Origin of the sequence: Chromohalobacter marismortui, assembly GCF_004364315.1 — a bacterium.
Lineage (GTDB): Bacteria > Pseudomonadota > Gammaproteobacteria > Pseudomonadales > Halomonadaceae > Chromohalobacter > Chromohalobacter marismortui.
On record NZ_SOBR01000004.1, the window covers coordinates 487,858 to 512,547 of the forward strand.

25 protein-coding genes are annotated in these 24,690 nt (G+C 64.0%); 16 read left to right on the forward strand and 9 right to left on the reverse strand.

The window, feature by feature from the left end; all coding sequences use genetic code 11:
• Positions 1-37 precede the first annotated feature (37 nt).
• Entirely contained in the window at positions 38-685 is a 648-nt protein-coding gene (gene gmk / locus C8E00_RS11595) for a guanylate kinase (RefSeq protein ID WP_133697650.1), read from the reverse strand.
• A 110-nt stretch (positions 686-795) separates the two neighbouring features.
• Between gmk and C8E00_RS11600 the strand changes: the two genes are divergently transcribed.
• A complete protein-coding gene (locus C8E00_RS11600; protein WP_133697651.1) occupies positions 796-2,004 on the forward strand; it encodes an MFS transporter in 1,209 nt (402 codons plus the stop codon).
• Between the two features lie 33 nt (positions 2,005-2,037).
• Complete coding sequence (gene pyrC, locus C8E00_RS11605) at positions 2,038-3,093, forward strand: dihydroorotase (protein WP_133697652.1); 1,056 nt, start codon at positions 2,038-2,040, stop codon at positions 3,091-3,093.
• A gap of 10 nt (positions 3,094-3,103) precedes the next feature.
• Here pyrC and C8E00_RS11610 read toward each other — a convergent pair whose 3' ends face one another.
• On the reverse strand, positions 3,104-3,688 hold the full coding sequence (locus C8E00_RS11610) for a histidine phosphatase family protein (protein WP_133697653.1): 585 nt from the start codon (positions 3,686-3,688) through the stop codon (positions 3,104-3,106).
• 177 nt (positions 3,689-3,865) lie between these two features.
• Between C8E00_RS11610 and C8E00_RS11615 the strand changes: the two genes are divergently transcribed.
• The gene (locus C8E00_RS11615) at positions 3,866-5,083 is read left to right on the forward strand and encodes an MFS transporter (RefSeq protein ID WP_133697654.1); all 1,218 of its coding nucleotides are present in this window, start codon (positions 3,866-3,868) and stop codon (positions 5,081-5,083) included.
• 232 nt (positions 5,084-5,315) lie between these two features.
• Positions 5,316-5,627: a 50S ribosome-binding protein YggL gene (locus C8E00_RS11620; RefSeq protein WP_133697655.1), complete on the forward strand. Its 312-nt coding sequence runs from the start codon at positions 5,316-5,318 to the stop codon at positions 5,625-5,627.
• Positions 5,628-5,656: 29 nt separating this feature from the next.
• Here C8E00_RS11620 and C8E00_RS11625 read toward each other — a convergent pair whose 3' ends face one another.
• Complete coding sequence (locus C8E00_RS11625) at positions 5,657-6,766, reverse strand: phosphotransferase (RefSeq protein ID WP_133697656.1); 1,110 nt, start codon at positions 6,764-6,766, stop codon at positions 5,657-5,659.
• Between the two features lie 397 nt (positions 6,767-7,163).
• Here C8E00_RS11625 and C8E00_RS11630 point away from each other — a divergent pair, with 397 nt between their 5' ends.
• The 10 genes from C8E00_RS11630 to C8E00_RS11675 all read left to right on the forward strand — a co-directional run bounded on the left by C8E00_RS11630 (position 7,164) and on the right by C8E00_RS11675 (position 14,943).
• Positions 7,164-8,369 (forward strand): ABC transporter substrate-binding protein, encoded by a 1,206-nt coding sequence (locus C8E00_RS11630; RefSeq protein ID WP_133697657.1) that lies wholly within the window; start codon positions 7,164-7,166, stop codon positions 8,367-8,369.
• An 8-nt stretch (positions 8,370-8,377) separates the two neighbouring features.
• Positions 8,378-10,078, forward strand: coding sequence for an ABC transporter permease (locus tag C8E00_RS11635; protein ID WP_341765854.1), 1,701 nt, complete (start codon positions 8,378-8,380; stop codon positions 10,076-10,078).
• Positions 10,079-10,094: 16 nt separating this feature from the next.
• Positions 10,095-10,769: an ATP-binding cassette domain-containing protein gene (locus C8E00_RS11640; RefSeq protein WP_133697659.1), complete on the forward strand. Its 675-nt coding sequence runs from the start codon at positions 10,095-10,097 to the stop codon at positions 10,767-10,769.
• Positions 10,766-11,434, forward strand: coding sequence for a DUF3047 domain-containing protein (locus C8E00_RS11645; RefSeq protein WP_133697660.1), 669 nt, complete (start codon positions 10,766-10,768; stop codon positions 11,432-11,434). Before C8E00_RS11640 ends, C8E00_RS11645 begins: the two co-directional genes overlap by 4 nt.
• Positions 11,435-11,452: 18 nt before the next feature.
• On the forward strand, positions 11,453-11,800 hold the full coding sequence (locus tag C8E00_RS11650; protein WP_133697661.1) for a glutaredoxin family protein: 348 nt from the start codon (positions 11,453-11,455) through the stop codon (positions 11,798-11,800).
• Between the two features lie 8 nt (positions 11,801-11,808).
• Positions 11,809-12,513 carry a TIGR04283 family arsenosugar biosynthesis glycosyltransferase gene (locus C8E00_RS11655; RefSeq protein ID WP_243833181.1) on the forward strand — a complete coding sequence of 235 codons (705 nt, stop codon included), beginning with the start codon at positions 11,809-11,811 and terminating at the stop codon, positions 12,511-12,513.
• Positions 12,503-13,135, forward strand: a complete 633-nt coding sequence (locus C8E00_RS11660) for a TIGR04282 family arsenosugar biosynthesis glycosyltransferase (RefSeq protein WP_243833182.1) — start codon at positions 12,503-12,505, stop codon at positions 13,133-13,135. The genes C8E00_RS11655 and C8E00_RS11660 overlap by 11 nt, the downstream gene beginning before the upstream one ends.
• Positions 13,136-13,211: 76 nt before the next feature.
• Positions 13,212-13,820: a sigma-70 family RNA polymerase sigma factor gene (locus C8E00_RS11665; protein ID WP_133697663.1), complete on the forward strand. Its 609-nt coding sequence runs from the start codon at positions 13,212-13,214 to the stop codon at positions 13,818-13,820.
• Positions 13,817-14,035, forward strand: a complete 219-nt coding sequence (locus C8E00_RS11670; RefSeq protein ID WP_208291921.1) for a zf-HC2 domain-containing protein — start codon at positions 13,817-13,819, stop codon at positions 14,033-14,035. Before C8E00_RS11665 ends, C8E00_RS11670 begins: the two co-directional genes overlap by 4 nt.
• Positions 14,032-14,943, forward strand: coding sequence for an AraC family transcriptional regulator (locus C8E00_RS11675; RefSeq protein ID WP_133697664.1), 912 nt, complete (start codon positions 14,032-14,034; stop codon positions 14,941-14,943). The genes C8E00_RS11670 and C8E00_RS11675 overlap by 4 nt, the downstream gene beginning before the upstream one ends.
• Here the strand turns inward: C8E00_RS11675 and C8E00_RS11680 are convergent.
• Together C8E00_RS11680 and C8E00_RS11685 are read right to left on the reverse strand one after the other, a co-directional pair.
• Positions 14,921-15,235, reverse strand: a complete 315-nt coding sequence (locus tag C8E00_RS11680) for an EthD family reductase (RefSeq protein ID WP_133697665.1) — start codon at positions 15,233-15,235, stop codon at positions 14,921-14,923. The two genes, C8E00_RS11675 and C8E00_RS11680, sit on opposite strands and share 23 nt — an antisense overlap.
• A gap of 98 nt (positions 15,236-15,333) precedes the next feature.
• Positions 15,334-16,002 (reverse strand): haloacid dehalogenase type II, encoded by a 669-nt coding sequence (locus tag C8E00_RS11685; protein ID WP_133697666.1) that lies wholly within the window; start codon positions 16,000-16,002, stop codon positions 15,334-15,336.
• 178 nt (positions 16,003-16,180) lie between these two features.
• On the opposite strand from C8E00_RS11685, the gene C8E00_RS11690 reads away from it, so the two are divergent.
• Both C8E00_RS11690 and C8E00_RS11695 read left to right on the forward strand, forming a co-directional pair.
• Positions 16,181-16,738, forward strand: coding sequence for a carboxymuconolactone decarboxylase family protein (locus C8E00_RS11690; RefSeq protein WP_133697667.1), 558 nt, complete (start codon positions 16,181-16,183; stop codon positions 16,736-16,738).
• 243 nt (positions 16,739-16,981) lie between these two features.
• Entirely contained in the window at positions 16,982-19,156 is a 2,175-nt protein-coding gene (locus C8E00_RS11695) for an FAD-dependent oxidoreductase (RefSeq protein WP_133697668.1), read from the forward strand.
• A 209-nt stretch (positions 19,157-19,365) separates the two neighbouring features.
• On the opposite strand, the gene C8E00_RS11700 is transcribed toward C8E00_RS11695, so the two are convergent.
• From C8E00_RS11700 to C8E00_RS11715, 4 genes are all read right to left on the reverse strand, one after another.
• Positions 19,366-20,391, reverse strand: a complete 1,026-nt coding sequence (locus C8E00_RS11700; RefSeq protein WP_341765855.1) for a L,D-transpeptidase family protein — start codon at positions 20,389-20,391, stop codon at positions 19,366-19,368.
• Positions 20,392-20,590: 199 nt separating this feature from the next.
• Positions 20,591-21,814, reverse strand: a complete 1,224-nt coding sequence (locus C8E00_RS11705; RefSeq protein WP_133697670.1) for a CynX/NimT family MFS transporter — start codon at positions 21,812-21,814, stop codon at positions 20,591-20,593.
• A gap of 150 nt (positions 21,815-21,964) precedes the next feature.
• Positions 21,965-22,801 (reverse strand): protein NO VEIN domain-containing protein, encoded by an 837-nt coding sequence (locus C8E00_RS11710; RefSeq protein ID WP_133697671.1) that lies wholly within the window; start codon positions 22,799-22,801, stop codon positions 21,965-21,967.
• 269 nt (positions 22,802-23,070) lie between these two features.
• On the reverse strand, positions 23,071-24,624 hold the full coding sequence (locus C8E00_RS11715; protein ID WP_133697672.1) for a Na+/H+ antiporter NhaC family protein: 1,554 nt from the start codon (positions 24,622-24,624) through the stop codon (positions 23,071-23,073).
• Between the last annotated feature and the right edge of the window lie 66 nt (positions 24,625-24,690).

Consider the following 24,690-nt stretch of genomic DNA (forward strand, 5'->3'; position numbering starts at 1 on the left):
AGCGGCTTGCGCCGGACCTACGGAAGGACCCTCGAGTCTACTCGACGTCTTCCACGCGTGACAAGAGCGCTTCCAGTAGCGGGGTGTGAGCGGCCTGTACGCGGCTCACGCGTGTCCGCTCGGCATGTACCAGGCAACTCAGCTCGTCGAGGGCATGCGCGAAGGTGTCGTTGATGATGACATGATCGTATTCGTCATAGTGCGACATCTCGTCGACCGCGTCACGCATGCGCCGCGCGATGGTCGCTTCATCGTCGGTGCCGCGCCCGGCAAGCCGTGCATGGAGCGCTTCCCGGGAAGGCGGCAGGATGAACACCGAGACCGCCGCGTCGAAGGCCGCACGCACTTGGCGGGCGCCTTGCCAGTCGATTTCCAGGATCACGTCCTGGCCGGCGTCGAGCAGGGCCTGCACGGCGGCACGTGAGGTGCCGTAGTAGTTGTCGAAGACCCGTGCGTACTCGATGAAGTCGCCGCTTTCGATCAACCGCTCGAACGTCGTGACGTCGACGAAGTGGTAGTTGACGCCGTTGCGCTCGCCGGGACGCATGGTACGCGTGGTGTGCGAGACGCTGACCTGAATGCCCGCGATGCGTTCGAGCAGGGCGCGTACCAGGCTGGTCTTGCCCGCGCCGGAAGGCGCCGAGACGATGTAGAGTGTCCCTTTTGACGGAAGCTGAGTGGGCATAGGGCGTGTCCGATTGAGCCGCTTCTGGGGAAACGTGCATTATCGCATACACTTTGTGTTCTGCCGACATCGCGCAGGATGCGTCACCCGCTGAACAAGGAACCTTTTGCATGCCCCCCACTGTGTCATCCACAAGTGCCTCGACGACGCGCCTGGCCTTCGCCGGGGTCGCCTTCGCGTTCCTCGTGACCATGCTGGGGACGACGTTGCCGACACCGCTTTACCCAGGCTATCAGGCGGCCTTCGGCTTCTCGCAGCTCATCATCACGGTGATCTTCGCCGCCTATGCCGTGGGGGTCATCGCCGCGCTGTTGGTCACCGGTCGCTGGTCGGATCAATTGGGGCGCCGTCCGCTGTTGTTTGCGGGGTTGGCGGCAGCGGCGCTTAGCGATGTCGTCTTCCTGGCGGCCGACGGTCTTTCCACGCTGTTGGTGGGGCGCGTGCTGTCAGGCATCTCGGCCGGTATTTTCACCGGCACGGCGACGGTGGCCGTGGTTGAGCTGGCGCCCGAGGCCTGGAAGCGCACGGCGACCTTCGTCGCGACCGCCGCCAACATGGGGGGGCTGGGCTTGGGGCCGGTGGTCGCGGGCGCCTTGGGAGAATACGCCGCGTGGCCGTTGCATCTGGCCTATGCCGTGCATCTGGGGCTATTGGCGATCGCCGTGCTGGGCGTCGCCATGGCGGCGGAGACCGTGACCCGACCGCCTCGGGTTCGCCTGCGGATCCAGCGTCTGAAGGTGCCCCCCGAGGTGCGCGGCGTGTTCATGCCGGCGGTGATCGCGGGCTTCGCTGGTTTCGCGGTGCTGGGGTTCTTCACCGCCACCGCCCCGGCGTTCATGAGCCAGGTGCTGGGGTATTCGAACCTGCTGGCGATCGGTCTGGTGGCGGGCTGCGTGTTCTTCGCCTCGACGCTGGGGCAACTCGTGCAGGGGCGTCTGCCCGAGGCGCACCGCTTGCCGCTGGGATGTGCCGTGGTGATCGTGGGGGCATTACTGGTGGGAGCCGGATTGGCATGGGCGACGCTCTGGGGCTTCCTGCTGGGGGCGCTGATCGTCGGCCTGGGTCAAGGTATCGCCTTTCGCGCCGGACTGGGTGCGGTGGCGGCGGCCTGCCCGTTGAATCAGCGTGGCGCGGTGACCTCGACCTTCTTCGTCATCGTCTATGTGGCGATCTCGATTCCCGTGGTGGGCATCGGCCTGATGGCGCGGCTCGTCGGCTTGCAAGCCACCGGGGTGGGATTCGCCATCGGCGTGGCCGCGCTGGCGGGCGTGGCTTTGGTATCATTGCAGCGTCAGCGTGCCGCGACGGCGGTGCGTTAAGCGTTTTTCACGTCAGCGCCCAGGAGTCCCAGCATGTCCGAGTCCCCCACCCGCCTTCGCCTTCGCCGCCCCGACGACTGGCATCTCCATCTGCGCGATGGTGACGTGATGCGCCTGGTGCTGCCCGCCACCAGTCGGGTCTATGGGCGCGCCATCGTGATGCCCAACCTGATGCCGCCGATCACCACGCTGGACGCCGCCGAGGCGTATCGCAGGCGGATCCTCGAGGCGTTGCCGTCGGGGCATGACTTCACGCCGCTGATGACTTGCTATCTCAACGAGAGCGTCAGCGCCGAGACGCTGGAGGCAGGGCACGCCAGCGGCTTGCTGACGGCGGCCAAGCTGTACCCGGCCAATGCCACCACCAACTCGCAGCATGGCGTCAAGCGTATCCAGGACATCTACCCGCTGCTCGAGACGATGCAGCGCATCGGCATGCCGCTGCTGGTGCATGGCGAAGTCACGCGCGGCGAGATCGATATCTTCGATCGCGAGAAGGCCTTCATCGACGAGGTGATGACACCGCTGCGCGAGCATTTCCCGGCGCTCAAGGTCGTTTTCGAGCACATTACCACCGGCGATGCGGCGCAGTATGTCCTGGAGGGCGATGCCAACCTGGCCGCGACGCTGACGCCGCAGCATCTGGCCCACAATCGCAATGACATGCTGGTGGGCGGTATTCGCCCGCATCTGTACTGTCTGCCGATCCTCAAGCGGGCCGAGCACCAGCGGGCGCTGCGCGCAGCGGTGGCCAGCGGGCACCCGCGGTTCTTTCTGGGGACCGACTCGGCACCGCACGTGGTCGCCGCCAAGGAGACCCGTTGCGGCTGTGCCGGGGTCTTCAACGCCCAGGCCGCGCTCTCGGTCTACGCGGAGGTGTTCGAGGAGGAAGGCGCGCTCGAGCACTTCGCGGCCTTCTGTGCGGAGAACGGACCGCGCTTCTATGATTTACCGCTCAACGATGAGGAGATAGAGCTCGTGCGCCAGCCGACGACCATGCCCGAGCGCATCGACGGCCATGGCGAGACCTTGAAGCCCTTCAAGGCTGGTGAAACCCTGGCCTGGACCGTCAATGCCGGACGCGACTGATGCGCTGGCGTCAGGTCGTCGTCGACAGGCGCGGCAAGTGCGCCACGTCTGACTCGTGCAAGGGGCGCACCTCCCAGCCGCGTGTCCCCCGTGGCGCTACCCATTGCGGCATAGCGTTATCGGTGCGCGGGCCTTCCGGCGTGCCGCTGTCGAGGTAACGGATCACCCGAATCAGTCCGGAATGGCCGACGACCAGCGGCGTCTCGTGCTCGACGAGCAGCGCATTGAGCGTGGCGACGATGCGGGTGACGAAATCCGCCCAGCTTTCGCCGCCCTCGGGCGAGATCAGATAAGGCATCGTCTCGGGGATGGGCTGCTCTTCGTGCTCGCCCCAATGGCGCTCCTTGAGCCCACCGATCAGGCAGTGCGGGGCGCGTCCGGTGGCCAGTTCGGCCGTGCGTCGGGCGCGCTCCAGAGGACTGGCGACGATCAGCGGCCAGGCGATATCACCGAGCAGCCGCGCTGCCTGGCGCGCCTCGCGCTCGCCCTGCGCGGTGAGGGGAACATCGCGCTGGCCGGCGATCCGACGGCTCAAGTTGCTGGTGCTCTGGCCGTGGCGCAGAAAGACGAAAGGGCGACGAATCAGCTCGGGCATGGCGTTGGCTCCATGGGCGATGATGTCTCGATCCTATCAGTTCATGCGTGCCACGGCGTGTCTTCCTGCATTGATGGCGGTGACGGGCCACGTCATGATGCAGCGCTTATGTTTAGACTTAAGTCTAAGTGAGCGATAATGCGCCGATCACCTCGGCACTCACAACAGGGAAACGACATGCACGCATCCACAGACGCGTCGACGCCTTCCGGCGGCGCCGCGCACCCACGCCTGGCGGAATTGGCCCTGGCGCTGGGTGGTTTCGGTATCGGTACCGGTGAATTCGTCATCATGGGATTGATGAGTCGTGTCGCCGAGGACCTGCAAGTGGCCATTCCCGATGTCGGTTATGCCATCAGCAGTTACGCGCTCGGCGTCGTCGTCGGTGCGCCGATCATCTCGGCGTTGGCGGCACGTCTGCCCAAGCGGGGGTTATTGATCGGGCTGATGCTGTTGTTCGCCCTCGGCAATGTCGCCAGCATCATGGCGCCGCATTTCGGTACCTTCGTCGGGCTGCGCTTCATCGCCGGTCTGCCGCATGGCGCCTATTTCGGCGTTGCGGCGCTGGTCGCGGCGGCGGCGGTACCCGTCGAGCAACGCGCTCGGGCGGTGGCGCGCGTCATGACCGGGCTGACCGTGGCGATCCTGATCGGGGCGCCGCTGGCGACTTGGGTAGGCAATATGATCGGCTGGCAGGCGGCCTTTGCGGGCGTGGCCGGTATCGCCTTGCTGACGGCGCTGATGGTGCGTCTGTGGGTGCCGTATCAGCCTGCCGACCGTCAGGCCAGCCCCAAGCGTGAGATGACCGCGATGATCAAGCCGCGCGTGCTGTTCACGCTGGGCGTGGCGTGTTTCGGGTGTGGCGGCATGTTTGCGGTGTTCAGTTATGTCATGCCCACGCTGACTCAGCAGGCGGGCATGGCGGCGTCGCTGGGGCCGTTGGTGCTGGCTATCTTCGGGGTGGGCACCATCCTCGGCAATTTCGCGGGCGCGCGCATCGCCGACTGGAATCTGCTGCGCGGGATTCCGATCATCCTGCTGTGGGTCGCCTGCGTGCAGGGCGGCTTCTACTTCGCTGCCAACACGGTCTGGACGGGGCTGTTGTTCGTGGCGCTGGTGGGCACCAGCATGGCCGTCGCCCCGGCGATGCAGACCCGATTGATGGATGTCGCCGAGGATGCCCAGACCATGGCCGCCTCGCTCAATCATGCCGCTTTCAACATGGCCAATGCTCTGGGCGCCTGGCTGGCCGGCGTCACGATCAAGATGGGCCTGGCGTGGTCCTCCACCGGGCTGGTCGGCGCCTCGCTGGCTCTGCTGGGCATCGCGATCTTCGCCACCGGCCGCTGGCTGGAAAAGCGCGAGGCGTTGCAGCAGCCCGCCGCCTCGTCATAAGACGACTGAGCCGTCAGTGGCTTGTGTTAGTCCGCTGGCGGCCGTCATGTCCCTCGAATCATCGTTCTCTCGCCCTCCCCATGTCCGCTGGCGTTTAAGTTTTCCCTTATGCTTGCCGATGAGAATCTAGGGGTCGTGTTGCCCAGCCGCATCGTCGGGTCAACGTGCTCGCGATACTTGTGCAGGGCCGGACCATTGGCACCACCAGGATGGACGTCATGGAGAAAAGGCTATGTCGGGTATGCAAGGTGGAGGGGGTGTGCGGGAACAGGGGGCCGTCGCGGTGCTCGGATTTACGCTCTCATGTCGATTGCAGGGGGCGTCGGAAGTCGTGGGATACCTGCTGGAAGCCCTGGAGGAAGAGCTCGAAGCGCGCGGTCTGATCATGGGCGGCGGGGTCGATGCGGATCGGCTGGATGTCTTCATCCTGCCGCGCAAGGGTGCCGAGCCCTCGCCGGACGACCGTCTGACGCTGGCCGACTGGCTCGCGCGGCAGCCTGCGTGCCTCGAGGTCGCGGTGGGCGATTGGGTGGAGATTGACTGAGCGTCCGCTGCGTTCTCCGACCCGGTGGCTCATACCGTTCCGGCGGCGAAATGGCGTTGCAGATGGCAAAACTCATCGTTGACGCGCATGACGCTCGGCGTCGAGAGGTAATGCGTGACTCGATCGGCGACATGGGCGATCAATCTTGGATCGCTCAGCGCCGTTGACCAGTCCTCGCCTCGGGCGAGCGCGTCGCGCTCACGGCGGTGCAAATGCCACCACTTGGCGCACCAGGTGATCGACCACAACCACATGGCACGACGCGCGGCGAGCAATGCCGCCTCATCGGCCAGCGGATCGTCCGTTCCGAGCCGGGCCTGCCATTGGCGATAGAACTGAATCACCGTATCGGGCTCGAGCACCGCGTGGCTGGCGGGGTCCCAGGTGGTCGAGGTATACAGCGAGGCGTGGGCCAGGTCGAAGCCGGGATGGCTGTAGCGGCATTTTTCCAGGTCCACCAGCACGGCTTTCCCCTCGGGCGTGATCAAGAAGTTGCCGGGATGCGCGTCGAAGCTGATCAGGCAACGCCGGGTATCGATGCCGGCGGCCGCAGCGTCGTTGCCGTCCAGCGAGGCGAGTGCCGCATCGATGTGGCGGCGCGCTTCGCGGTCGAGCAATGTGGCAGGCAGCATATCGAGATGCTGTGCCTGCGCCATGATCTCCTCGCGCATGGCTTGCCAGGGCGAGGCCGCACTGGCCAGTGGCGGGCGCGTCGCCGCTGCGGGCAAAGGCAGCCGATGGATGGCGGCGAGTGCCTCGGCGATGGCGGGAAGGTCCTCGGGAAGACGGGCCGGACGCCCATGGATGGCGGTGACCAGCAAACCGCCGCGCGGCAGTGTCGCGTCGCTGGGCAGTCGTCCGTGAAGCGTTGGCGTGTGACCACTCTCGCTGGCGCGTCGATAGCAGTGTGCCTGGAAGTCCAGATTGTCCTCGACGCCGAGCTGCATCTGGCTCTGCTTGGGCAGACGGGCGACCCAGTCCGGGCCGTGTCGGCGGTGGATCCAGATATGGTCGTGGGCGAGGCCGGTATCGGGCATGGGCTGCAGATCGATGCCGGTTTCGCCCCGGGACGCGAGGTGCGCGCGCACGGCGTCGCAGAGTGCCTTGGCGTGTCGTGTCTCGTCGGTGGATGCAGTCATAGGGAACGATGGCTCGTTGGGGTCGGCATGAAGGCTGGGCTCACCGGCCTGTTTCGTCAAATGGCGCAGCGAAATCCTCATCGCTGGGGAGGCAGGTGCTGGGTAGCCATCCTGCTGGTGTGGCGACGCGTCTCGACGGCTCAGAACCGCCACATCGCATGGGCCTGCCATGGTGTGCGCGTGATGATACGCTGGTCATGTCCCTATCCCCGTATTGATGTTGTGATACCCCTTGAGTCGTGCCTGGGCGGGTATCCTTACAGAATTCCCGCTGCGTACCGGCTGCAAAGGGAGCCGGTGGACGGAGAGGGCGTGTCGGCTGGAGAATCGGCGGCGTGCTGTGTAAGGAATATTGCCGTGTCACGACCAAGGCGGTGATCAATCGAGGGAGAGAGACATGACGTTTTCGCGAGGCGTGCTGGTGGCGGTGTTGTCGCTGTTGCCGACCATGGGCCAGGCTTACGAGTTGTCCGATTGGGACTCGGTGACCGCGGCCGCTCGGGGGCAGACGGTGTACTGGAATGCGTGGGGCGGTGATCCGCGTACCAATGCCTATATCGATTGGGTGGCCGAGGAGGTCGACGAGCGTTATGGCATCGATCTCGAGCACGTCAAGGTCAGCGATACCGCTGCAGCGGTGACCCGCGTGGTGGCCGAGAAAGCGGCGGGTAACGAGGACCGTGGCGCGGTCGACCTGATCTGGCTCAACGGCGAGAACTTCGCCACCATGAAGGAAAATGACCTGCTCTATGGCCCCTGGGCCGAGCAACTGCCCCACTTCCCGCTGACCGCGCCCAACCAGAACCCCGAGGTGCGCGAGGACTTCACCCTGCCGGTCGAGGGCTACGAAGCGCCCTGGGGACGTGCGCAGATCACCTTCTATTACGACAGTGCGCGTGTCGACGAACCGCCGCGCAGCATTCCTGCATTGCTCGATTGGGCCAAGGCGCACCCTGGGCGCTTCACGTATCCGCAGCCGCCGGCCTTTCTGGGCACGACCTTCCTCAAGCAGGCGCTGCTGGCGTTGACCGAGCACCGCGAGGCGCTTTACGCGCCGGTCGGCGAGGCCGATTTCGAGTCCGTCACCGCGCCGCTTTGGGCCTACCTGGACCGCTTGCATCCTTATCTGTGGCGCGAGGGTGAGCGCTTCCCCGCGGGTGGGCCTCGGATGCGTCAGCTGATGGGCGACGGGGCGTTGAGCCTGGCGTTCACCTTTACCCCCTCCGCGCCGGCCGCCGCGGTGCTCGATTATCAACTGCCACCGACCACGCGCAGTTACATTCTTGACGACGGTACGCTGGGCAACGTGCATTTCGTCGCCATTCCCTTCAATGCCCAGCACAAGGCCGGCGCCTTGACGGTCGCCAACTTCCTGCTCTCGCCCGAGGCCCAGGCCCGCAAGCAGGACCTCTCGTTGTGGGGCGATGCCACGGTGCTGGACATGTCGCGCCTGAGCCCCGAGCAGCGCGAAGCGTTCGCCCGCGATGGGCGGGCCGCCGAAAGCCTGCCGCCGTCCTCCCTGGGCGAGACGCTGCGTGAACCCCATCCCTCCTGGATCGCGCCGCTCGAGGAGGCTTGGCGGCAGCGTTACGGCGCGCAATGACAGCGGGCGTGGCCTATCGGCTCGTCGTCGGTGTCCTGCCCTGGCTGACCATCGCCTTGCTCAGCGTGCCGGTGGTCGCCGGTGTGCTGGGGGCGCTGGCGCCGGCCTTCGGCTGGCTGCCGGTACTCGGTGGAGAACGCCTGACCCTGGCGCCCTGGCGGCAGCTCTTCGCGGTGCCGGGGATCGTCGACATGGCACGACTCAGCCTGGTGACCGGGCTGGTCAGCGCGGCGCTGTCGCTGGGGCTGGTGGTGCTGTTTCTGGGCAGTTTCCTGCACACGCCGCTGTATCGTCGCATTCAGCGCTGGTTGTCGCCGCTGCTGGCGGTACCCCACGCGGCGGCGGCGATCGGCCTGGCGTTCCTGCTGGCCCCGTCGGGGTGGGTGGTGCGTGGCCTTTCCCCGTGGGCGACCGGGTGGGCCTACCCACCGGATTATGCCTTTCCCGGCGATGCCTGGGGGCTGTCGTTGATCCTGGGGCTGGTCGTCAAGGAGGTGCCCTTCCTGCTGCTGATGAGCCTGGCCGCCCTGGTGCAGTGCCAGGCGCGCGAGCGCCTGAGCGTGGCGCGCAGCCTGGGGTATCGTCCGCTGACGGCCTTTCTCAAGGGTGTCATGCCTGGACTTTATCCCTTGTTGCGGTTGCCCCTCTACGCGGTGATCGCCTTTGCCACCTCGACGGTGGACGTGGCCATGATCCTGGGGCCCACGACACCGCCGCCGCTGGCGGTGGCGGTGGTCGGCTGGCTCAACGACCCGACGCTGTCGATGCGCTTCATGGCCTCGGCGGGGGCGATGCTGCAGCTGCTGCTGACGCTGACGGCGTTGTTGATCTGGTGGACGCTGGAGCGGTTGGTGGCGCGCGTCAGCCGGGGTTGGTGCCGGGACGGACGGCGCCAGTGCGGCGACCGCTGGCTGGCCGGCATGGCCTGGCTGGCCATGCGCACCGTGCTGGGCCTGATGATGGCCGCGCTGGCGGGGCTGGCGCTGTGGTCGGTGGCCGGATACTGGCCGTTCCCGGCGTTTCTGCCGTGGCCGCCGATCGCGCACAACTGGCTGAACGCGGCCGATGATCTGGTCGCCCCGGTGTGGCAGTCGCTCGGCGTCGCGCTCGCCGCGACCCTGGTGTCCGTGGTGCTGGTGCTGGGCGCGCTGGAGTCGGAGACCCAGCGTCGCCGGCCGATGCGCCCCTGGGCGCAACTGATCCTGTACCTGCCGCTGCTGGTGCCCTCGGTGGCGTTTCTGTTCGGGCTGGTCATGATGCAGGCGCAAATGGGCGTTCGGCCCGGCCTGGGCGCGGTCATCATCGGGCATGCGGTGTTCGTGCTGCCTTACGTCTTCCTGTCGCTGGCGGAAAGCTATCGACGCCTGGACCCGCGCTGGAGCCAGCAGGCCCGCAGTCTCGGCGCCGGGCCCTGGCGGGTCTTCTGGCGTGTGCGCCTGCCGTTGTTGCTGACGCCGCTGCTGACCGCGGCGGCGGTGGGCTTCGCGGTGAGCATCGGCCAGTACCTGCCCACCATTTTGCTGGGCGCCGGACGCGTGGTCACGGTGACCACCGAGGCGGTGAGCCTGGCGAGCGGTGGAGACCGGCGGCTGACCGCCATTTATGCCCTGCTGCAACTGTTGCTGCCGGCGCTGGGCTTCATGCTGGCGATGCTGGTGCCGCGTTATGTGTTTCGACGGCGGCGCGATCTGCTGCCAGGCACCGACTGACGAAAGGAGGCATGCCATGGCGTCATTGAGGCTCGATGACATCGTCATTCACCAGGGCCAGCATCGCCTGCTGAGCCTGGACACCACGGTCGCCCCCGGTGAGGTGCTCACCGTCATGGGGCCCTCAGGCGTTGGCAAGTCCACCTTGCTGGCGTTCATCGCGGGGTTTTTGAGCCCGGCGTTCGAGGCACAAGGGTGCGTGCTGCTCGACGCGACGCGTATCGATACGCTGCCCGCCGAGCAGCGTCATGTGGGGCTGCTCTTTCAGGACCCGCTGTTGTTTCCGCATCTCGATGTGGCCGGCAACCTGGCCTTCGGCATGGTGCGCGAAGGCACCCGTCGGCAACGCCGTGCGCGAATCCATGACGCCCTGTCATCGGTGGGGCTGGAGGCGTTCGCGGGGCGCGATCCGGCAACACTGTCCGGTGGTCAGAAGGCGCGAGTCGCGCTGTTGCGGGTGCTGTTGTCGAAGCCGCGCGCGATGCTGCTCGACGAGCCGTTCTCCAAGCTGGATGCCGAGCGGCGCGGCGAGATCCGCCACTGGGTCTTCGAACGCGTGCGCGATCACCGCCTGCCCACGCTGATGGTGACCCATGATGAAGCCGACGCCCAGGCGGCGGGCGGGCGTATCCTGAGGTTGACCGAACGAGACACCGTTATGGGACCCACCGATAAGGAGGAACGTGCATGACGACGCATCGCTGGATGGGGCGGGCGCTGGCCTTGGGGGGATTGGTGCTCTCGACAGGCGCTCCGGCCGACGAGATCGCGTTTTCCGCTCAGGAAATGGCCGCCTGGGAGACGCGTGCCTTCGAGGGACAGACGCGTTACACGGTGGTCCGTGACAATGGCGTCGAGGTGCTCGAGGCGAACGCGCGGGGTCAGGCGTCCGCCAAGTACCTGGAGCGCGAGGTCGATCTGAGCGAGACCCCTTATCTGCACTGGTGCTGGAAGGTGGATACGCGTTATGCGGGGCTCGAGGAACGCACCCAGGCCGGCGACGACTATCCCGCCCGGCTCTACGTGGCGCGCAAGACGGGCCTGCTGCCGTGGCAGGTGCAATCGGTAAACTACGTATGGTCCTCCAATCAACCCATCGGGGCGCGCTGGCCGAATGCCTTCACCGACCGGGCGATGCTGCTGGCCCTTCAGGGGGAGCAGTCAGCGGTCGGCGACTGGCGGGCGCAGGTCCGCGACGTGAGCGCCGATTACCAGGCGCTGTTCGGCGAGGACGTGAGCGAGATCGACGGCGTGGCGCTGATGAGCGATGGCGATAACGCGGGCGGCAATGCCACCGCCTGGTATTACGGCGTCGGCTTCTCCGACTCGCCGACGCCTCCGAATTGCCCCGGGTGAACCAGAGGAGATAGCAGCATGCTGACAATGATACGGCGGTTGTGGGGGGATAACGACATGCCTGAGCGCTCTCCACAAGCCCAGGAAGAGGCCGATCGCGAAGCGCGCAAGCTGGCCCTCTACCATTTCGAGGGATGCCCTTTCTGCTGGAAGGTCAGGCGTGCCCTGACCACGCTGCGTGTCGATATCACGATGCATGACATCCACAAAGATCCCGCCGCCAGAGCGCAACTGGTGGCCGGCGGCGGCAAACAGACCGTGCCGTGCCTGCGGATCGACGAAGACGGGACGACCACCTGGCTGTATGAGTCCAGCGATATCGTCGAGCATTTGAAGCATCGATTTGCCGTGTCACCGTCCGCATGAGCGAGGTCATGGCACAAGAAAGCCTGACAACGCCATGGTTGAGCGTGATCGTGCCGGTGGTGAACGAAGCCGCGACGATCCAGGTCTGCCTGACCGCCTTGTTGCCGTTGAGGGACCGCGGCGTCGAGATCGTGGTCGTCGACGGCGGCAGCGACGACGACACCGTCGCGCTAGCGCGTCCCCTGGCGGATCGGGTGCTGGTCAGTGCGCGCGGTCGAGCCCGACAGATGAACCACGGCGGTCGGGAAAGTCGCGGCGACGGCCTGGTCTTCGTGCATGCCGACACGCGCCTGCCCGGTTGCGCCGACCGGTTGATCGACACAGCACTGAAGGGGCCGACGTGCTGGGGGCGCTTCGACGTCGAGATCGAGCGCGGGTTCGCGCTGGCGGGGCTGGTCGGCTGGAGCATGAACCGGCGCTCGCGCCTCACCGGCATCGCCACGGGGGACCAGGCAATCTTCATGGCCCGCGACGCGTTCGAACGCGTCGGCGGTTTCCCCGACCAGCCGCTGATGGAAGACATCGAAATCAGCCGGCGCCTGCGTCGTCTGTCCGCCCCGGCTTGCCTCGCCCAACGGGTGACCACGTCCGCGCGGCGCTGGCAGCAGCACGGCCCGTTACGCACCATCGTCACGATGTGGTGGCTGCGCCTGCGCTACTGGTGCGGTGTATCGCCCTGGACCCTGGCGGGGGAGTACACCGATGCCCGCTGACGCGATGAGCGCCGGTGCCGAGGTGGCGCTGCTGGTGTTCGCCAAGGCGCCGATCCCCGGCAAGGTCAAGACCCGGCTGATGCCGGCACTCGATGCCGAGCAGGCGCGGGACGTGCATGTCATGCTGCTCGAATGCACGCTCGAGGTGGCCCGCCAGGCCTTTCCCGCCGCACGGGTACAGCTGTGGGCGGGGCTGGCGCCGCGCCATCCGCTGCTTGAAGCGTTGGCGGCGCGACATGGCATCGCGCTGCACGCCCAGCCGTCGGGGGATCTCGGGCAGCGAATGCACACCGCCTTGTCCGCCCAGCGCGGCCCGGCGTTGCTGATCGGCAGCGACTGCCCGGTGTTGACGCAGGCGCTATTGGCGCGCTGCGCGCGAGCGCTGGACGACCACGATCTGGTGATGCTGCCTGCCGAGGACGGTGGTTATGCATTGATCGGGGGCCATCGTCTCCCCGCAGAGCTGTTCACGGACATGGCCTGGGGTGGCAGCGAGGTGGCGGCGCAGACGCTCGCCCGGGCACGCGAGCTGGGCCTTCGCGTAGCCTGCCCCGGTACGGTGTGGGACCTCGACACCCCGCGTGATCTCGAGCGCTGGCGCATGTTGAACGCTGCGACATGAATGCGGGTCTTATCGAGTGGAGGTCGGCGTGTTTTGTTGCCATGCTGAGCGATGGTCATCGATTGGGAAAAACACCATGTCAGCAAGCCCCGACTCAGCACATGACGCGGACTCTCTCGATGCGCGTCAACGTCGCCTGGCGGCGGTAAGGCCGCGACTACTTGCCTTCGCGCGTCTGCAATTGCGTGATGCCTCCGAGGCGGACGATGTCGTACAGGAAGCCTTGATCACCGCCGTCGAGAAGGATGCCCACTTTGCAGGCAAATCCGGTTACGAGACCTGGGTCTTCGGCATCCTGAAAAACAAGATTCTCGATGCACTGCGTGCCCAGAAGCGTCGCGGAAAGTGGCAATCCTGGGAGGATGACGGCGTCGAGGCGGCCGTGGAAAATCAATTTCAGGCAACGGGGCGATGGCAAGACATGGCTCGACCCAGATCCTGGGGTGATCCCGAGAGCACGCTTGCCAGCGAGCGGTTCTGGCAGGTGTTCGATAGCTGCATGATCGCGCTACCCGAGAATATCGCCCGGATCTTCACCATGCGCGAACTCATGGGGCTTTCCACGCGCCAGATCTGCGAAGAGGCCGGTATCAAGGAAAACAACTGCTGGGTCATCCTGCATCGCGGCCGCCTGTTGTTGCGTGCGTGTCTGGAAAAAGGCTGGCTGACGGAGGCCGACTCATGAAAATGCTGATGTGCCGGGAGGCCACGCGTCTCATGTCGAAGCGTCTGGATGTGTCGTTGGGCATTCAGGAAAAAATGGCGCTGAAATTTCACCTGGCCATGTGCGGGGCCTGCAAGCAATGCAATAAGCAGTTTCAATTGCTGCACGATGCAGGACGCGTCCTGGAACATCAGACCACGGCGATGCCCTTCGATGTGGGGGGCGATTCGCGATGACACACCGCGAAACGCGAGGAGACGTTGCCCAGGATCCCCTGACCGCCCTCCTGAAACCCATCTTCATGGGGAGCGATTTTTACCATGTCGCCAAGCAATGCGGCGATTGGCTGCTGTCGCATGAACATGCCGTTGCCCCGAGCTTTCATCTGGTGACCGAGGGGCAGTGTCGTCTTGCCTGGCATGACGGGGGCGAGGAGCATTTGCAGGCTGGCGATCTGGCGTTTTTCCCCGGTGATGCGCCGCACCAACTGACACCCCAGGGCGTGTCTACCGACACGCCGACGCAGGTGGTACCGCTACGCAGTTCGCGACCCGGCGTGGGATTGATCTGTGGTCATTTTCGCTTCGTGCATGATGTCCCCCCGGCCTGGTTCGGTGCGTTGCCGCGTATCGTGCGTATTCCCCGACAGGCGCGTGGGCAAACGTTTCAACATGCGGTCGAAGCCTTTGCCGAGGAGTTGTCCAACGGCGATGCGCCCGGACACGCCCCGGTGACGAATGCCTTGGCCAATGCCCTGTTGATCCTGATGCTGCGCCACTGCCTGGAGACGCGGCTGCTCGATCAGCGTCATTTGATGGCGTTTCTGGATACCCCGGTTAGCCGGGCACTCAAGCTGTTGCATGAAGACCCGCGATGCGACTGGACGCTGCACGAACTGGCCCGTGCCGTGGGGCTTTCCCGTTCGAGTTTCAGTGAACGTTTCCATCGCGTCGTGGGCATGACCGTGGTGCGCTATCAAGGACGGCTACGCATGATATTGGCGGACCAGGCCCTCGCCAACGGCGAGAGCATCGTGGGGGCCATGCTGGCCAGCGGCTATCGCTCGGAATCCACCTTTCGCAAGGCCTACAAGCGGATCAGGGGCGTGCCGCCCTCACGTCTCAAGACGCACGCGACGGAGTGACCACCTCGCTGACCTGCAACACCGGTTCCACATTGGTGAAGTGGGGCACATCGTTCATGAGTATTTGGCCAACGGCATCAAAAGCCGACTCGAAAGCCTCCGCCGAATCGAATCCCAGATGAGTCATCAAGTGGTAGGGAGACGCGGCATCGGTACCGCGATGAATCCGTACATAACGCAGGCCGTGTTCGCCTAGGTTGTCTTCGACAAGAGGAACATGTTTTTCCAGGTAGTACTGGTCATCGAAGGTAAGATCATTCTGGTTGGGATACGCTACCATGACGTCGATCATTGTCGTCTCCAGGAATAGACAAGAATTGAGGAAGTACTCTTGTTCAGTCGTGTGGTGTCTCTACACCTTACATGCCGCTTCACTCGTTCGGTCGGGCTTTACGCTTTAACGTCTGCCATCAGTTGCTGACTCAGCGTCGTGAGCGAGTCGGCGTGCCAGTCGGGCTCGAAGAGTTGCGTGTCGATCACTTTTCCGGGGCGAGCGATGAAACCTGTCATGCACCCCGCGCTGGCGGCGCCGATAAGGTCCCAGCCATGAGCCGCGATCATGACCAGCTCACGCGGTGATACCTGCCAGTGATCGGCAACATATTGGTACGCCTTTGGGCTTGGCTTGTAGGTCTCTATGGAATCGACGCTTAGCACGACGTCGAAAAGGTCCCGCAATCCGGCCTGTTCCAGCTGACACTGCACGGCGTCGAGAGTGCCGTTGGTCAGAGCGGTCAATTGATAGCCTGCAGCGCGAAGCTTGATGAGGGCAGGCGCTGTATCGGGGTGCGGTGGCAAGGTGACGAGTATGTCGAGGAGCTGGCGCTGGTGGTCGTCGCTAATGTCGACACCATGACGCAAACCGGTTTGCCGCAAGGCACTTTTCGCGAGCAACCCGAAGGGAAGGTAGCGGCCGGCAAGCGTGGTCGTCATCCATGCCTCTTCCAGAGTCAGGAACCACTCGCCGCGCACGGCTGCATTGCCAAATATCTTCTCGAAGAGTGGCGTCAATGCTGCGGTATCGAGCAGCGTCTCGTTGATATCGAATACCAGGATCATGTGTATGTTCCGCTGTCAGGTAAAAGGCCCCATCACTCAAGCATGCATGGCCGTGATTCGCAGCGATTTCGGCCTGATGATGTACGCTGCGACATGAATTGGAGACGTGGCGTAGCATTCCTTGCACTCGATGGGGACTACCCTAGTGAGTGACATACGACCTCACGAGGAGAGCTACATGACGGACTTCACACTGCACACGATCGACAGCGCGCCCCAGGAAGCCAAGGATCGCCTGGAAAGCACGCAAAAACAGATGGGGTTTTTGCCCAACCTGTTCGCCAAGATGGCGGAAGCCCCGACTCTCCTGGAGGCGTATCAGACGCTGGATGGCATCTATTCACGGACCAGTCTGACGGCGGCGCAGCAGCAGGTCGCGCTACTCGCCATCAGCTCCGTCAACGGCTGCAGTTTCTGCGTGGCGGCGCATACCGGTGGGGCGAAAGCAGCCAAGGTGCCGGAGGGCGATATCGCGAAGCTGCGCGAGCTGCAAAACCCCGATGACCCGAAACTCAACGCTGTGTCGCGCTTCGCCAAGCATCTCGTCGAGGCACGGGGCTGGGCCGATGACGCCGAGGTGAACGCGTTTCTGGAAGCCGGTTTCGAAAAACAGCAGGTACTCGAACTGGTCATCGCCGTCAGTCTCAAGACGCTGTCCAACTACACCAATCACATCGCCGGCACACCACTCAACGACGAGTTGAAGTCGCTGGAATGGCAGGATCCGCGTACCTGAGGGATGCGAGCGCAAGGTGTTAGCGGTTGCGTAAGAAAAAGCGGGCGATATACCGGTGCTGGTATATCGCCTTTTTCGTGGCGATCAAGGCAGTCACGTGTAAGGATCAGGGAGCGGGCACGACTCAATCCCTGAACGCGTCGCCACGCTGGGCCACTGCATGGAGCTGGCGACCGGCGCGCGGGTATCGTGTCACCGGTAACGTCGATACCTGCCGATCACCGTAGGAACAAGGGGGATGGATTGAAACATTATCGCGTGGTGATTCTGGGGGTGGTGCTGGTGGCGATCGTGGCCTTCTTTGCGGGAGGCTTCGACGATTACCTGACACTGGAGTCCATCCAGTCGCTGCAAGGGCGGTTCGACCAGTGGTTCGCCGATGCACCCTGGCTCGTCGCCGGCGGCTTCTTCCTCGTCTACGTGCTGATCGCCGCGCTCTCGCTGCCCGGCGCCGCCTTCCTGACGCTGCTGGGGGGCGCCCTGTTCGGCCTGGGCTGGGGGTTCCTGATCATCTCCTTCGCCAGCACGATCGGCGCCACGCTGGCGTTTCTCGTCTCCCGTACGTTGTTCAGGGAAACCGTGGAGCGTCGCTTTTCTCGATATCTGGACACGATCAATAAAGGTATCGAGCGTGATGGCGCGCTGTATCTATTCAGCCTGCGACTGGTGCCGGTTTTCCCGTTTTTCGTCATCAATCTGGTGATGGGCCTGACCCGACTGCGTACCTCGGTGTTCTATATCGCCAGCCAGATCGGCATGATTCCGGGCACGCTGGTCTACGTGAATGCCGGCCAGCAACTCGGCGAGCTGCAATCGCTGGGGGGCGTCGTGTCGCCGTCGCTGCTGCTGTCCTTCGCCCTGCTGGGCGTCTTCCCGCTGATCGCACGGTGGGTCGTCGACGGGCTGCAACGCCGCAAGCGCTATCGGGGGTATGCCAAGCCGCGGCACTTCGATGTCGACATCCTGGTGATCGGCGGCGGCTCAGCGGGACTCGTGACCAGCTATATCGCCAGTGCGGTGCGGGCCAAGGTCGCGCTCGTCGAACGTGACGCCATGGGGGGCGATTGCCTCAATACCGGCTGCGTGCCCTCCAAGGCGCTGATTCGCGCCGCGCGGGCCGCCCAGAACGTGCGTGACGCCGAGCGGCTGGGTGTGCACGCAGGGGCGCCGCGTATCGACTTCGGCGAGGTCATGGGCCATGTGCGGCGTGTCATCGAGGAAGTGGCACCCCATGACAGCGAGGAACGCTATACCGGACTGGGCGTCGAGGTGAAGCGTGGCACGGCGCGGCTGCTGTCTCCGTGGACGGTGGATGTCGACGGCCAGCCGCTGACGGCGCGGCATATCGTCATCGCCACCGGCGCCACGCCCAAGGTGCCGCCGATTCCGGGCATCGAGCAGGTAGACGTGCTGACCTCCGAGAACCTGTGGACGCTGACCGAGCAGCCGCGCCGCCTGGTGGTGCTGGGCGGTGGCGCGATCGGCTGCGAGCTCGGCCAGAGCTTCGCCCGCCTGGGCAGCCAGGTCACGCTGGTCGAGGGCGCCGAGCAGCTGCTGGGGCGCGAGGATGACGATGTCGGCGAACTCGTTGCCGGCCTGCTTGCCGAGGAAGGCCTCGAGATCATGACCGGCACCCGGGCGCTGTCGGTGACGGTCGAGAACGGCGAGAACCAGCTCCACGTCGAGGCGGCCGACGGTCGCCAGACGCACATTCCCTTCGACCGCCTGCTGGTCAGCGTCGGCCGTCAGGCCAACGTCGCAGGGCTCGGACTGGAAGCGCTGGGGATCGCCACCCGCGACAACGGGACCCTGGAGGTCAACGAGCAGCTACAGACCAAGCTGCCCAACATCTGGGCCTGCGGCGATGTCGCCGGCCCTTATCAGTTGACCCACGCCGCCGCGCACCAGGCCTGGCATGCCGCCGTCAACGCCCTGTTCGGCGAGTTCAAGCGCTTCAAGGTCGACTACCGCATCATGCCCGCGGTGACGTACCTGCAACCCGAAGTGGCACGCGTGGGGCTCAACGAGCGCGAGGCCAAATCTCAGGGCATCGCTTACGAGGTCACCCGCTACGACATGGCCGAGAGCGACCGGGCGATCGCCGAGCGCGCCACCGCCGGTTTCGTCAAGATTCTCACCGTCCCCGGCAAGGACCGCATCCTCGGCGCCACTCTGGTCGGGGAAAACGCCGGTGAATGGCTGGCGGAGGTGACGCTGGCCATGAAGCACAACATCGGGCTCAACAAGTTGCTCGGCACGATTCACCCCTACCCGACCCTCTCGGAAGCCGTCAAAGGCACTGCCGGCGTGTGGAAGAACGCCCACAAGCCCGAGCGCCTGCTCGGCTGGCTGGCACGTTATTTCCGCTGGCGGCGGGGAGAGCGGCACCGTCACGGCGTCGATTCATCGTCCCCATGATCGTCAGCGTGGCGTGACAATGCTGGGCAAGGCGATTGAAATTTTGCAACGCAACGGTGCTAAAAAACGGTGCCAAAAGAGTGTCCCGTTGAATGGTTAAAGCCGCTTCGATCGGCACACGGAGCACTCCGGTACGGCAAACGCCCGGCGAATGAAACGCCGGGCGAGGATGTGGATTGCGTCGCTCGTATGCCGGGGCTTTTGAATCTTCAGTCCTGAAGACTCGCATCGATCCGATTATAGAACGTCTTCGAAAGATGCGTCCGCGTGAAGAATGTCTGCGGTGGTTCAGGCATCGGGAAAGGCAGCCCGGTCAGCAGTAATGATGTCGGTATCCCGTCGGGATCCATACGCAATGCCTCGAGACGCCCGAAGTCGATCAAGAAACGTGGCGGCTGCTTAACCGTATCGTGGAGCCGTTTCATGGCATGGGAACGGCTGGGAATATCGACAGATTTCTCGCCACCATGCTGGACCGGATACAACTGAGCAAAAAGCGTCCCTGCCGCATCCCAACCGAATTTGACTGGCTCGTCGATGATGCGCACCTGCGTGCCATTGGGCACGCGTGTGGCAAGGTACTCGATATCCCTTGGCAGCATACGAATACAACCGTGAGAGACTCGCATCCCGACGCCTCGTGGCTGGTTGGTGCCATGAATCAGATAACCGGGGATATCGAGCATCATGGCGTATTCACCCAGAGGATTGTCAGGGCCGGGAGGTACGACACGCGGTAGCTTCTTACCGTCTTCAGCACGCTCTTCGATGATGCTTTCCGGTGGATACCAGGCGGGATCCTTGATCGTCATGGTGACGGTCGTCTTGCCCAGCGGGGTTTGCCACCCCTGCCGGCCAATGCCGATGGGAAAGGTCTCGACGCGGGGTGTCTCGCCCTCTTCCACGGGGGGATAGTAATACAGCCGTAACTCGGCAAGATTGATCACGATCCCCTTGTGGGGGCCCGGGGGAAGAATGAAACGAGTGGGGACCCTCACCTCGGTGCCTTTACCGGGTACCCAGGCATCGACATCGGGGTTGGCCCGTTGCATGGCTTCGAAGCCAACGCCGTGGCGCAATCCGATATCGATCAACGTATCCTTGGCAGCGGCTTCGACGATCTTGACGTGGCCGATGATATCGCTCGATGCGGGGAGCCGATAAAGTCCCTGCGACCGACTATCAGACGTTTCCTGAGCCTGTGCCCAGCCGGGCAGTGCCAACACTATCAGCATTAGCATCATCCCTAATAAATGCGACCTCGCTTGCATCGATATCCTCTCCATAGCGCACATAAAGACGGTTGGCTCCAGTATTAAACCATTGGCTTGCTGAAGGCTCCACTCGTCGCGCAGCGGTGGCCCACGCCTTGGCGTGCCGGCAATTCGTGGGCGACGTTCCAAGTTCCGATGGCTGGAGCCGTCACACCGCCCATCATGACGTGCCTTGTGTCGACGCCACTTGGCGGTTGCGCCCCGCGCCCAGCGCCATGACCAGCGCGCTCAGGGCAATCGTACTGACCAGCACACCGATCACGTTCCAGCCGCCACTCCAGTCGTGCAGCACGCCGACCAGCAGCGGCCCCAGTGCCGCCAGGGTGTAGCCGATGCCCTGGGCCATCGCCGAGAGGCTGGCGGCCGTCGTCGCATCCGGCGCGCGCAGGGCCAGCAGCGTCAACGCCATGCTGAAAGTGCCGCCCTGGCCCAGCCCCAGCACCACGATCCATAGCCACACACCATCGATCGGCGCGTAGAGGCAGCCCAGCAGCCCGGTCAGCGTGAGTGTTATCACGACGGCCAGTACCGCTCGCTGGTCACGCATGCGGCTGCCGATCAAAGGCGCCAGGATCGCGGTGGACACCTGCAGCAGGATCGATACCGACAGCGCCAGCCCCGCGGTGACTGCTGCCAATCCGCGATCCTGCAGGATCGTCGGCAGCCAGCCGAACACGATATAGGCCAGCGACGACTGCAGCCCCATGAACAGTGATACTTGCCAGGCCAGCGAATCGTGACGCAGCCGCGCGCCGCGCCGCGCGGGAACGCGAGTAGGCTTGGTGCCCCTGAGCTGCGGCAGCCACAGCAGCGCGGCGATCACCGCCGGCAGCAACCAGAACGCCAGCGCGCCCTGCCAGGCACTGAGGGAAGCTCCTTGCGCAACGCCATCCAGCAGTTGACGCAGCGGCTCCGTGGTACCCGCGGCAGCGGAAGCGCCAAGGTTGAGCGCCACGGTATAGAGGCCGGTCATGATGCTGACGCGACGGGGGAAGTCCCGCTTGACGATGCCCGGCAGCAGCACCCCGATGATTCCGATGCAGCTGCCGGCGATCGCCGTGCCCAGAAAGAGCCCCAGCGTGCCGATATAGGGCCTCACGAGCAGCGCCATCGCCAGCACCACGAGGGCCGCAAACACGCTGCGTTCAGGGCCGATCCGGCGGATCAGGCGTGGTGCCAGCGGCGCCGCGAGCCCCAGAAACAGCACCGGCAATGTGGTCAGGATGCCCTGCCAACTGGGGGAGAGCGCCAGCGCCTCACCGATGTTGCCAAGTACCGGCGCAACACTGGTCAGTGCCGGGCGAAGGTTGAGCGCCACCAGCAGCAGCGCGACGAGAGTCAGAACGCCCCGGCGGGGCATCGCGGAAGTCGACAAGAGAACCATCCTTGGAAATCGAAAGGTAATGCATCACGGCGGCAAAGCCGAAGACGCAAGGGTAGCCGATTACGGCCAAAATCGGGATGGTTCTACGCCAATGGTCGGGTTTCGACGACATGGAGGGCGGTCGGCTACTATCCCTTGAAGTCGAGTGTGTCAGCGAACCCCGGCCCGATAGCTTTCGGGCTCCAGCCACAGGTGGTCGCGCAGATCGCCCTGGAGGCAGAACATCCTCGGCCGGTCACGGAAGCTGAAGAGCCGATAAAGGTAGTAGTGTGCAGCGTTTTTACCTGAGCAATCCAACTCGTTGGGCGAGAGAAAGAAGGCGCACTCCTTGGCGAAAGCGGTGGTCTTGACCTCGACCAGGCGTTCGCTGCCATCGGAGGAAAAAGAACGAACATCGAAGCCCATGCCATCTCCCTGGGTAACGGCGACATGTTCCACCGCTTCGGCGAGGTTCTGAGCTCCCTCGGCTATCAGCCGTTGGCGCTCATAGGCAAGCACGAAACACTCGCCTGCATGCCCTAGCTCACGGTTGCGGGCCTCGCGAGCAAGATAGTCGCGTTTCACGACATAGCTGCCCTGCCTTTCTTGTACCTGAGGAGTCGCTTTAGGGGGATCAACGACTACGCCTTCGAGGGTTTCGGGCGTATTGTCGATGACGGGGCGTTCTGCCGCCGATAGGGCCGCTCGATCAAAAACTTCACTGCGTAATAAACGCTGCTCGACGCATTCTGCCAAGATTGCCTGATAGTTACTCCGTGGTTTGTACCCCGCCACGTAGGGGCAGCCGGCATCGCGAAGTACTGCGCTAATGTTGCAGTGTTTGAATTCGATAGAGCCTGAACTTCGCTTGGGTAAACGCTCTGCCAACTGACGATTGAGAGCTGCTTTGTTGTAGCGCTGATGGCTCAATTCCGCGATTAACATCTTGCGGTAGGTGTCGACGATGGATGCGATTTCACCGTCGGACCATGAATCGTCACGGGACATTTAATTAACCCGACATTCTATATTTAAAATGAATCGTTTTTCATCACGACTTATATCGGGAGTGACCAGCAAAAACACCAAGACTTGATCCTCCCTGATCTTGCATACACTCGAGGTGGACGTCGTATTGCGTCACGCCATCTACAAGCCCGTACGGTATCAGGTTATCGCTGCGGCAATAGGATTGCCAGGCCACGAATCCATACCGGCGCTCCTGTGTCTGATGGCCTGCGAGGCGGGGGAGAAGGCCCCCGCCTGCCGGGTCATGGTCAGCTGGCCGAGTCGTACTCTGCGGATGCTTTCGGGCCCCACGCCCAGCGCAGTACAAACACCACCATGAACAGTGCGGCTACCCCGCTGAGTCCCCCGATCCAGGCTGAGCCTGTCAGTCCTGCGACCAAAAAGGCGATGATCCCGGATGTTCCTGCGCTCATTGCATAGGGTAATTGGGTTCGTACGTGGTCGATGTGGTCACACGAAGAGCCGGCCGAGGAGAGGATGGTGGTATCCGAAATCGGCGAGCAATGATCGCCGAAGATACCGCCGCTGAGTACAGCGGCAATGGCCAACGATAACGACATGTCCATTGCAGCAGCCACCGGCATGGCGATGGGGATCATGATCGCGAAGGTGCCATAGGAGGTGCCGGTGGTGAAGGCGACGAGCGAGCCGATCAAGAACAGCAAGACGGGAATCAGGCTCGGCGCGATGCCGGCCTGGGCCAGCGTGACCAGGTAATCGGCAGTGCCCAGCTGTGAGGTCACGCTACCGATCGACCAGGCCAGGGTGAGAATGATGTAAACCAGCGTCATGCTCTTGATGCCGGTGACCACCAGATCCATCGCTTCACGAAAATCGAACAGCCGCTGTTGCAGTCCCATGCCCAGCGCTACGCTGACCGCCAGGAAGGTCGCGATCAGGATCGACAGGCCGCCCTCGGCTTCTCCCATCGCCGTGATCAGGTCGTTCTCGGGGAAGTTGCCGGTCCACAGGAACAGGGGCGGAATCATGCCCACCAGCACCAGGATCGGCACGAGCATGTTGCGCTTGCGCGAGCTCTCTTCGGCAACGCCCAGCATCTCGGTCGCTTCGCGATCGGAAGGTGGCTGGGCGCCATCCGCCAACAACTTGCCACTCATCCGTGCGCGCTGCTCGGCCGTGGCCATGGGGCCGAAATCCGATTGGGTGACGACGATCACCAGAATCAACAGCAGCGCCAGCCAGGCATAGAAATTGAGCGGAATCGACGACAGGTATATCAGATACTCGGAGCCCGTCATGTCCATCTCGCCAAGCTGGGTGCCGATCAGCCCCATGACGAACACCACCCAGGTGGAGACGGGCCCCAACAGGCACATGGGCGCCGAGGTCGAATCGACGATGTAGGCGAGCTTTTCTCGCGAGACGCGCATGCGGTCGGTGATCGGCCGCATGACACTTCCCACCGTCAATGCATTGAAATAGTCCTCGAAGAAGATCAGGACCCCGAAGCCCAGGGTGGCGCCCTGGGCTCCACGCGGCGAGGCCACCTTCGAGGCAATGGCGCGGGCGATGGCATGGGCGCCGCCGGTTCGCTGCAGCACGGTGATCAGTACCCCGAACAGGCCGCAGTAGATGAGAACGGTAGCGCTCCATTCACCGCCCACACTGGGGATGATGAAATCCGCGAAACTATTGTAGAGCCCGGCTGCCGGATTGCCGCCACTGAGCATCGTCGCTCCCAGCCAGACCCCACAGAATAACGCGGGAATCACGTTGCGGGTCACCAGCGCCAGCAGGATCGCGAGCAACGGAGGGAACAGGGAAAACAAGCCAAAGGACATGAAGCGTCTCCATCATGTAATTGTTGTGCGTCGTATCAAGAACGGGGCGGCAGGCCCAACCGTTGG

Bases quoted from the DNA above. Each gene is read 5' to 3' on its own strand.
- C8E00_RS11680 (WP_133697665.1), bottom strand. From the start codon at position 15,235: ATGATCGACGTCATGGTAGCGTATCCCAACCAGAATGATCTTACCTTC.
- C8E00_RS11690 (WP_133697667.1), top strand. From the start codon at position 16,181: ATGACGGACTTCACACTGCACACGATCGACAGCGCGCCCCAGGAAGCC.
- C8E00_RS11700 (WP_341765855.1), bottom strand. From the start codon at position 20,391: ATGCTGATAGTGTTGGCACTGCCCGGCTGGGCACAGGCTCAGGAAACG.
- C8E00_RS11655 (WP_243833181.1), top strand. From the start codon at position 11,809: ATGGCACAAGAAAGCCTGACAACGCCATGGTTGAGCGTGATCGTGCCG.
- C8E00_RS11705 (WP_133697670.1), bottom strand. From the start codon at position 21,814: ATGGTTCTCTTGTCGACTTCCGCGATGCCCCGCCGGGGCGTTCTGACT.
- C8E00_RS11645 (WP_133697660.1), top strand. From the start codon at position 10,766: ATGACGACGCATCGCTGGATGGGGCGGGCGCTGGCCTTGGGGGGATTG.
- C8E00_RS11660 (WP_243833182.1), top strand. From the start codon at position 12,503: ATGCCCGCTGACGCGATGAGCGCCGGTGCCGAGGTGGCGCTGCTGGTG.
- C8E00_RS11710 (WP_133697671.1), bottom strand. From the start codon at position 22,801: ATGTCCCGTGACGATTCATGGTCCGACGGTGAAATCGCATCCATCGTC.
- pyrC (WP_133697652.1), top strand. From the start codon at position 2,038: ATGTCCGAGTCCCCCACCCGCCTTCGCCTTCGCCGCCCCGACGACTGG.
- C8E00_RS11600 (WP_133697651.1), top strand. From the start codon at position 796: ATGCCCCCCACTGTGTCATCCACAAGTGCCTCGACGACGCGCCTGGCC.
- C8E00_RS11630 (WP_133697657.1), top strand. From the start codon at position 7,164: ATGACGTTTTCGCGAGGCGTGCTGGTGGCGGTGTTGTCGCTGTTGCCG.
- C8E00_RS11610 (WP_133697653.1), bottom strand. From the start codon at position 3,688: ATGCCCGAGCTGATTCGTCGCCCTTTCGTCTTTCTGCGCCACGGCCAG.
- C8E00_RS11615 (WP_133697654.1), top strand. From the start codon at position 3,866: ATGCACGCATCCACAGACGCGTCGACGCCTTCCGGCGGCGCCGCGCAC.
- C8E00_RS11715 (WP_133697672.1), bottom strand. From the start codon at position 24,624: ATGTCCTTTGGCTTGTTTTCCCTGTTCCCTCCGTTGCTCGCGATCCTG.
- C8E00_RS11640 (WP_133697659.1), top strand. From the start codon at position 10,095: ATGGCGTCATTGAGGCTCGATGACATCGTCATTCACCAGGGCCAGCAT.
- gmk (WP_133697650.1), bottom strand. From the start codon at position 685: ATGCCCACTCAGCTTCCGTCAAAAGGGACACTCTACATCGTCTCGGCG.
- C8E00_RS11620 (WP_133697655.1), top strand. From the start codon at position 5,316: ATGTCGGGTATGCAAGGTGGAGGGGGTGTGCGGGAACAGGGGGCCGTC.
- C8E00_RS11670 (WP_208291921.1), top strand. From the start codon at position 13,817: ATGAAAATGCTGATGTGCCGGGAGGCCACGCGTCTCATGTCGAAGCGT.
- C8E00_RS11625 (WP_133697656.1), bottom strand. From the start codon at position 6,766: ATGACTGCATCCACCGACGAGACACGACACGCCAAGGCACTCTGCGAC.
- C8E00_RS11650 (WP_133697661.1), top strand. From the start codon at position 11,453: ATGCTGACAATGATACGGCGGTTGTGGGGGGATAACGACATGCCTGAG.
- C8E00_RS11685 (WP_133697666.1), bottom strand. From the start codon at position 16,002: ATGATCCTGGTATTCGATATCAACGAGACGCTGCTCGATACCGCAGCA.
- C8E00_RS11675 (WP_133697664.1), top strand. From the start codon at position 14,032: ATGACACACCGCGAAACGCGAGGAGACGTTGCCCAGGATCCCCTGACC.
- C8E00_RS11665 (WP_133697663.1), top strand. From the start codon at position 13,212: ATGTCAGCAAGCCCCGACTCAGCACATGACGCGGACTCTCTCGATGCG.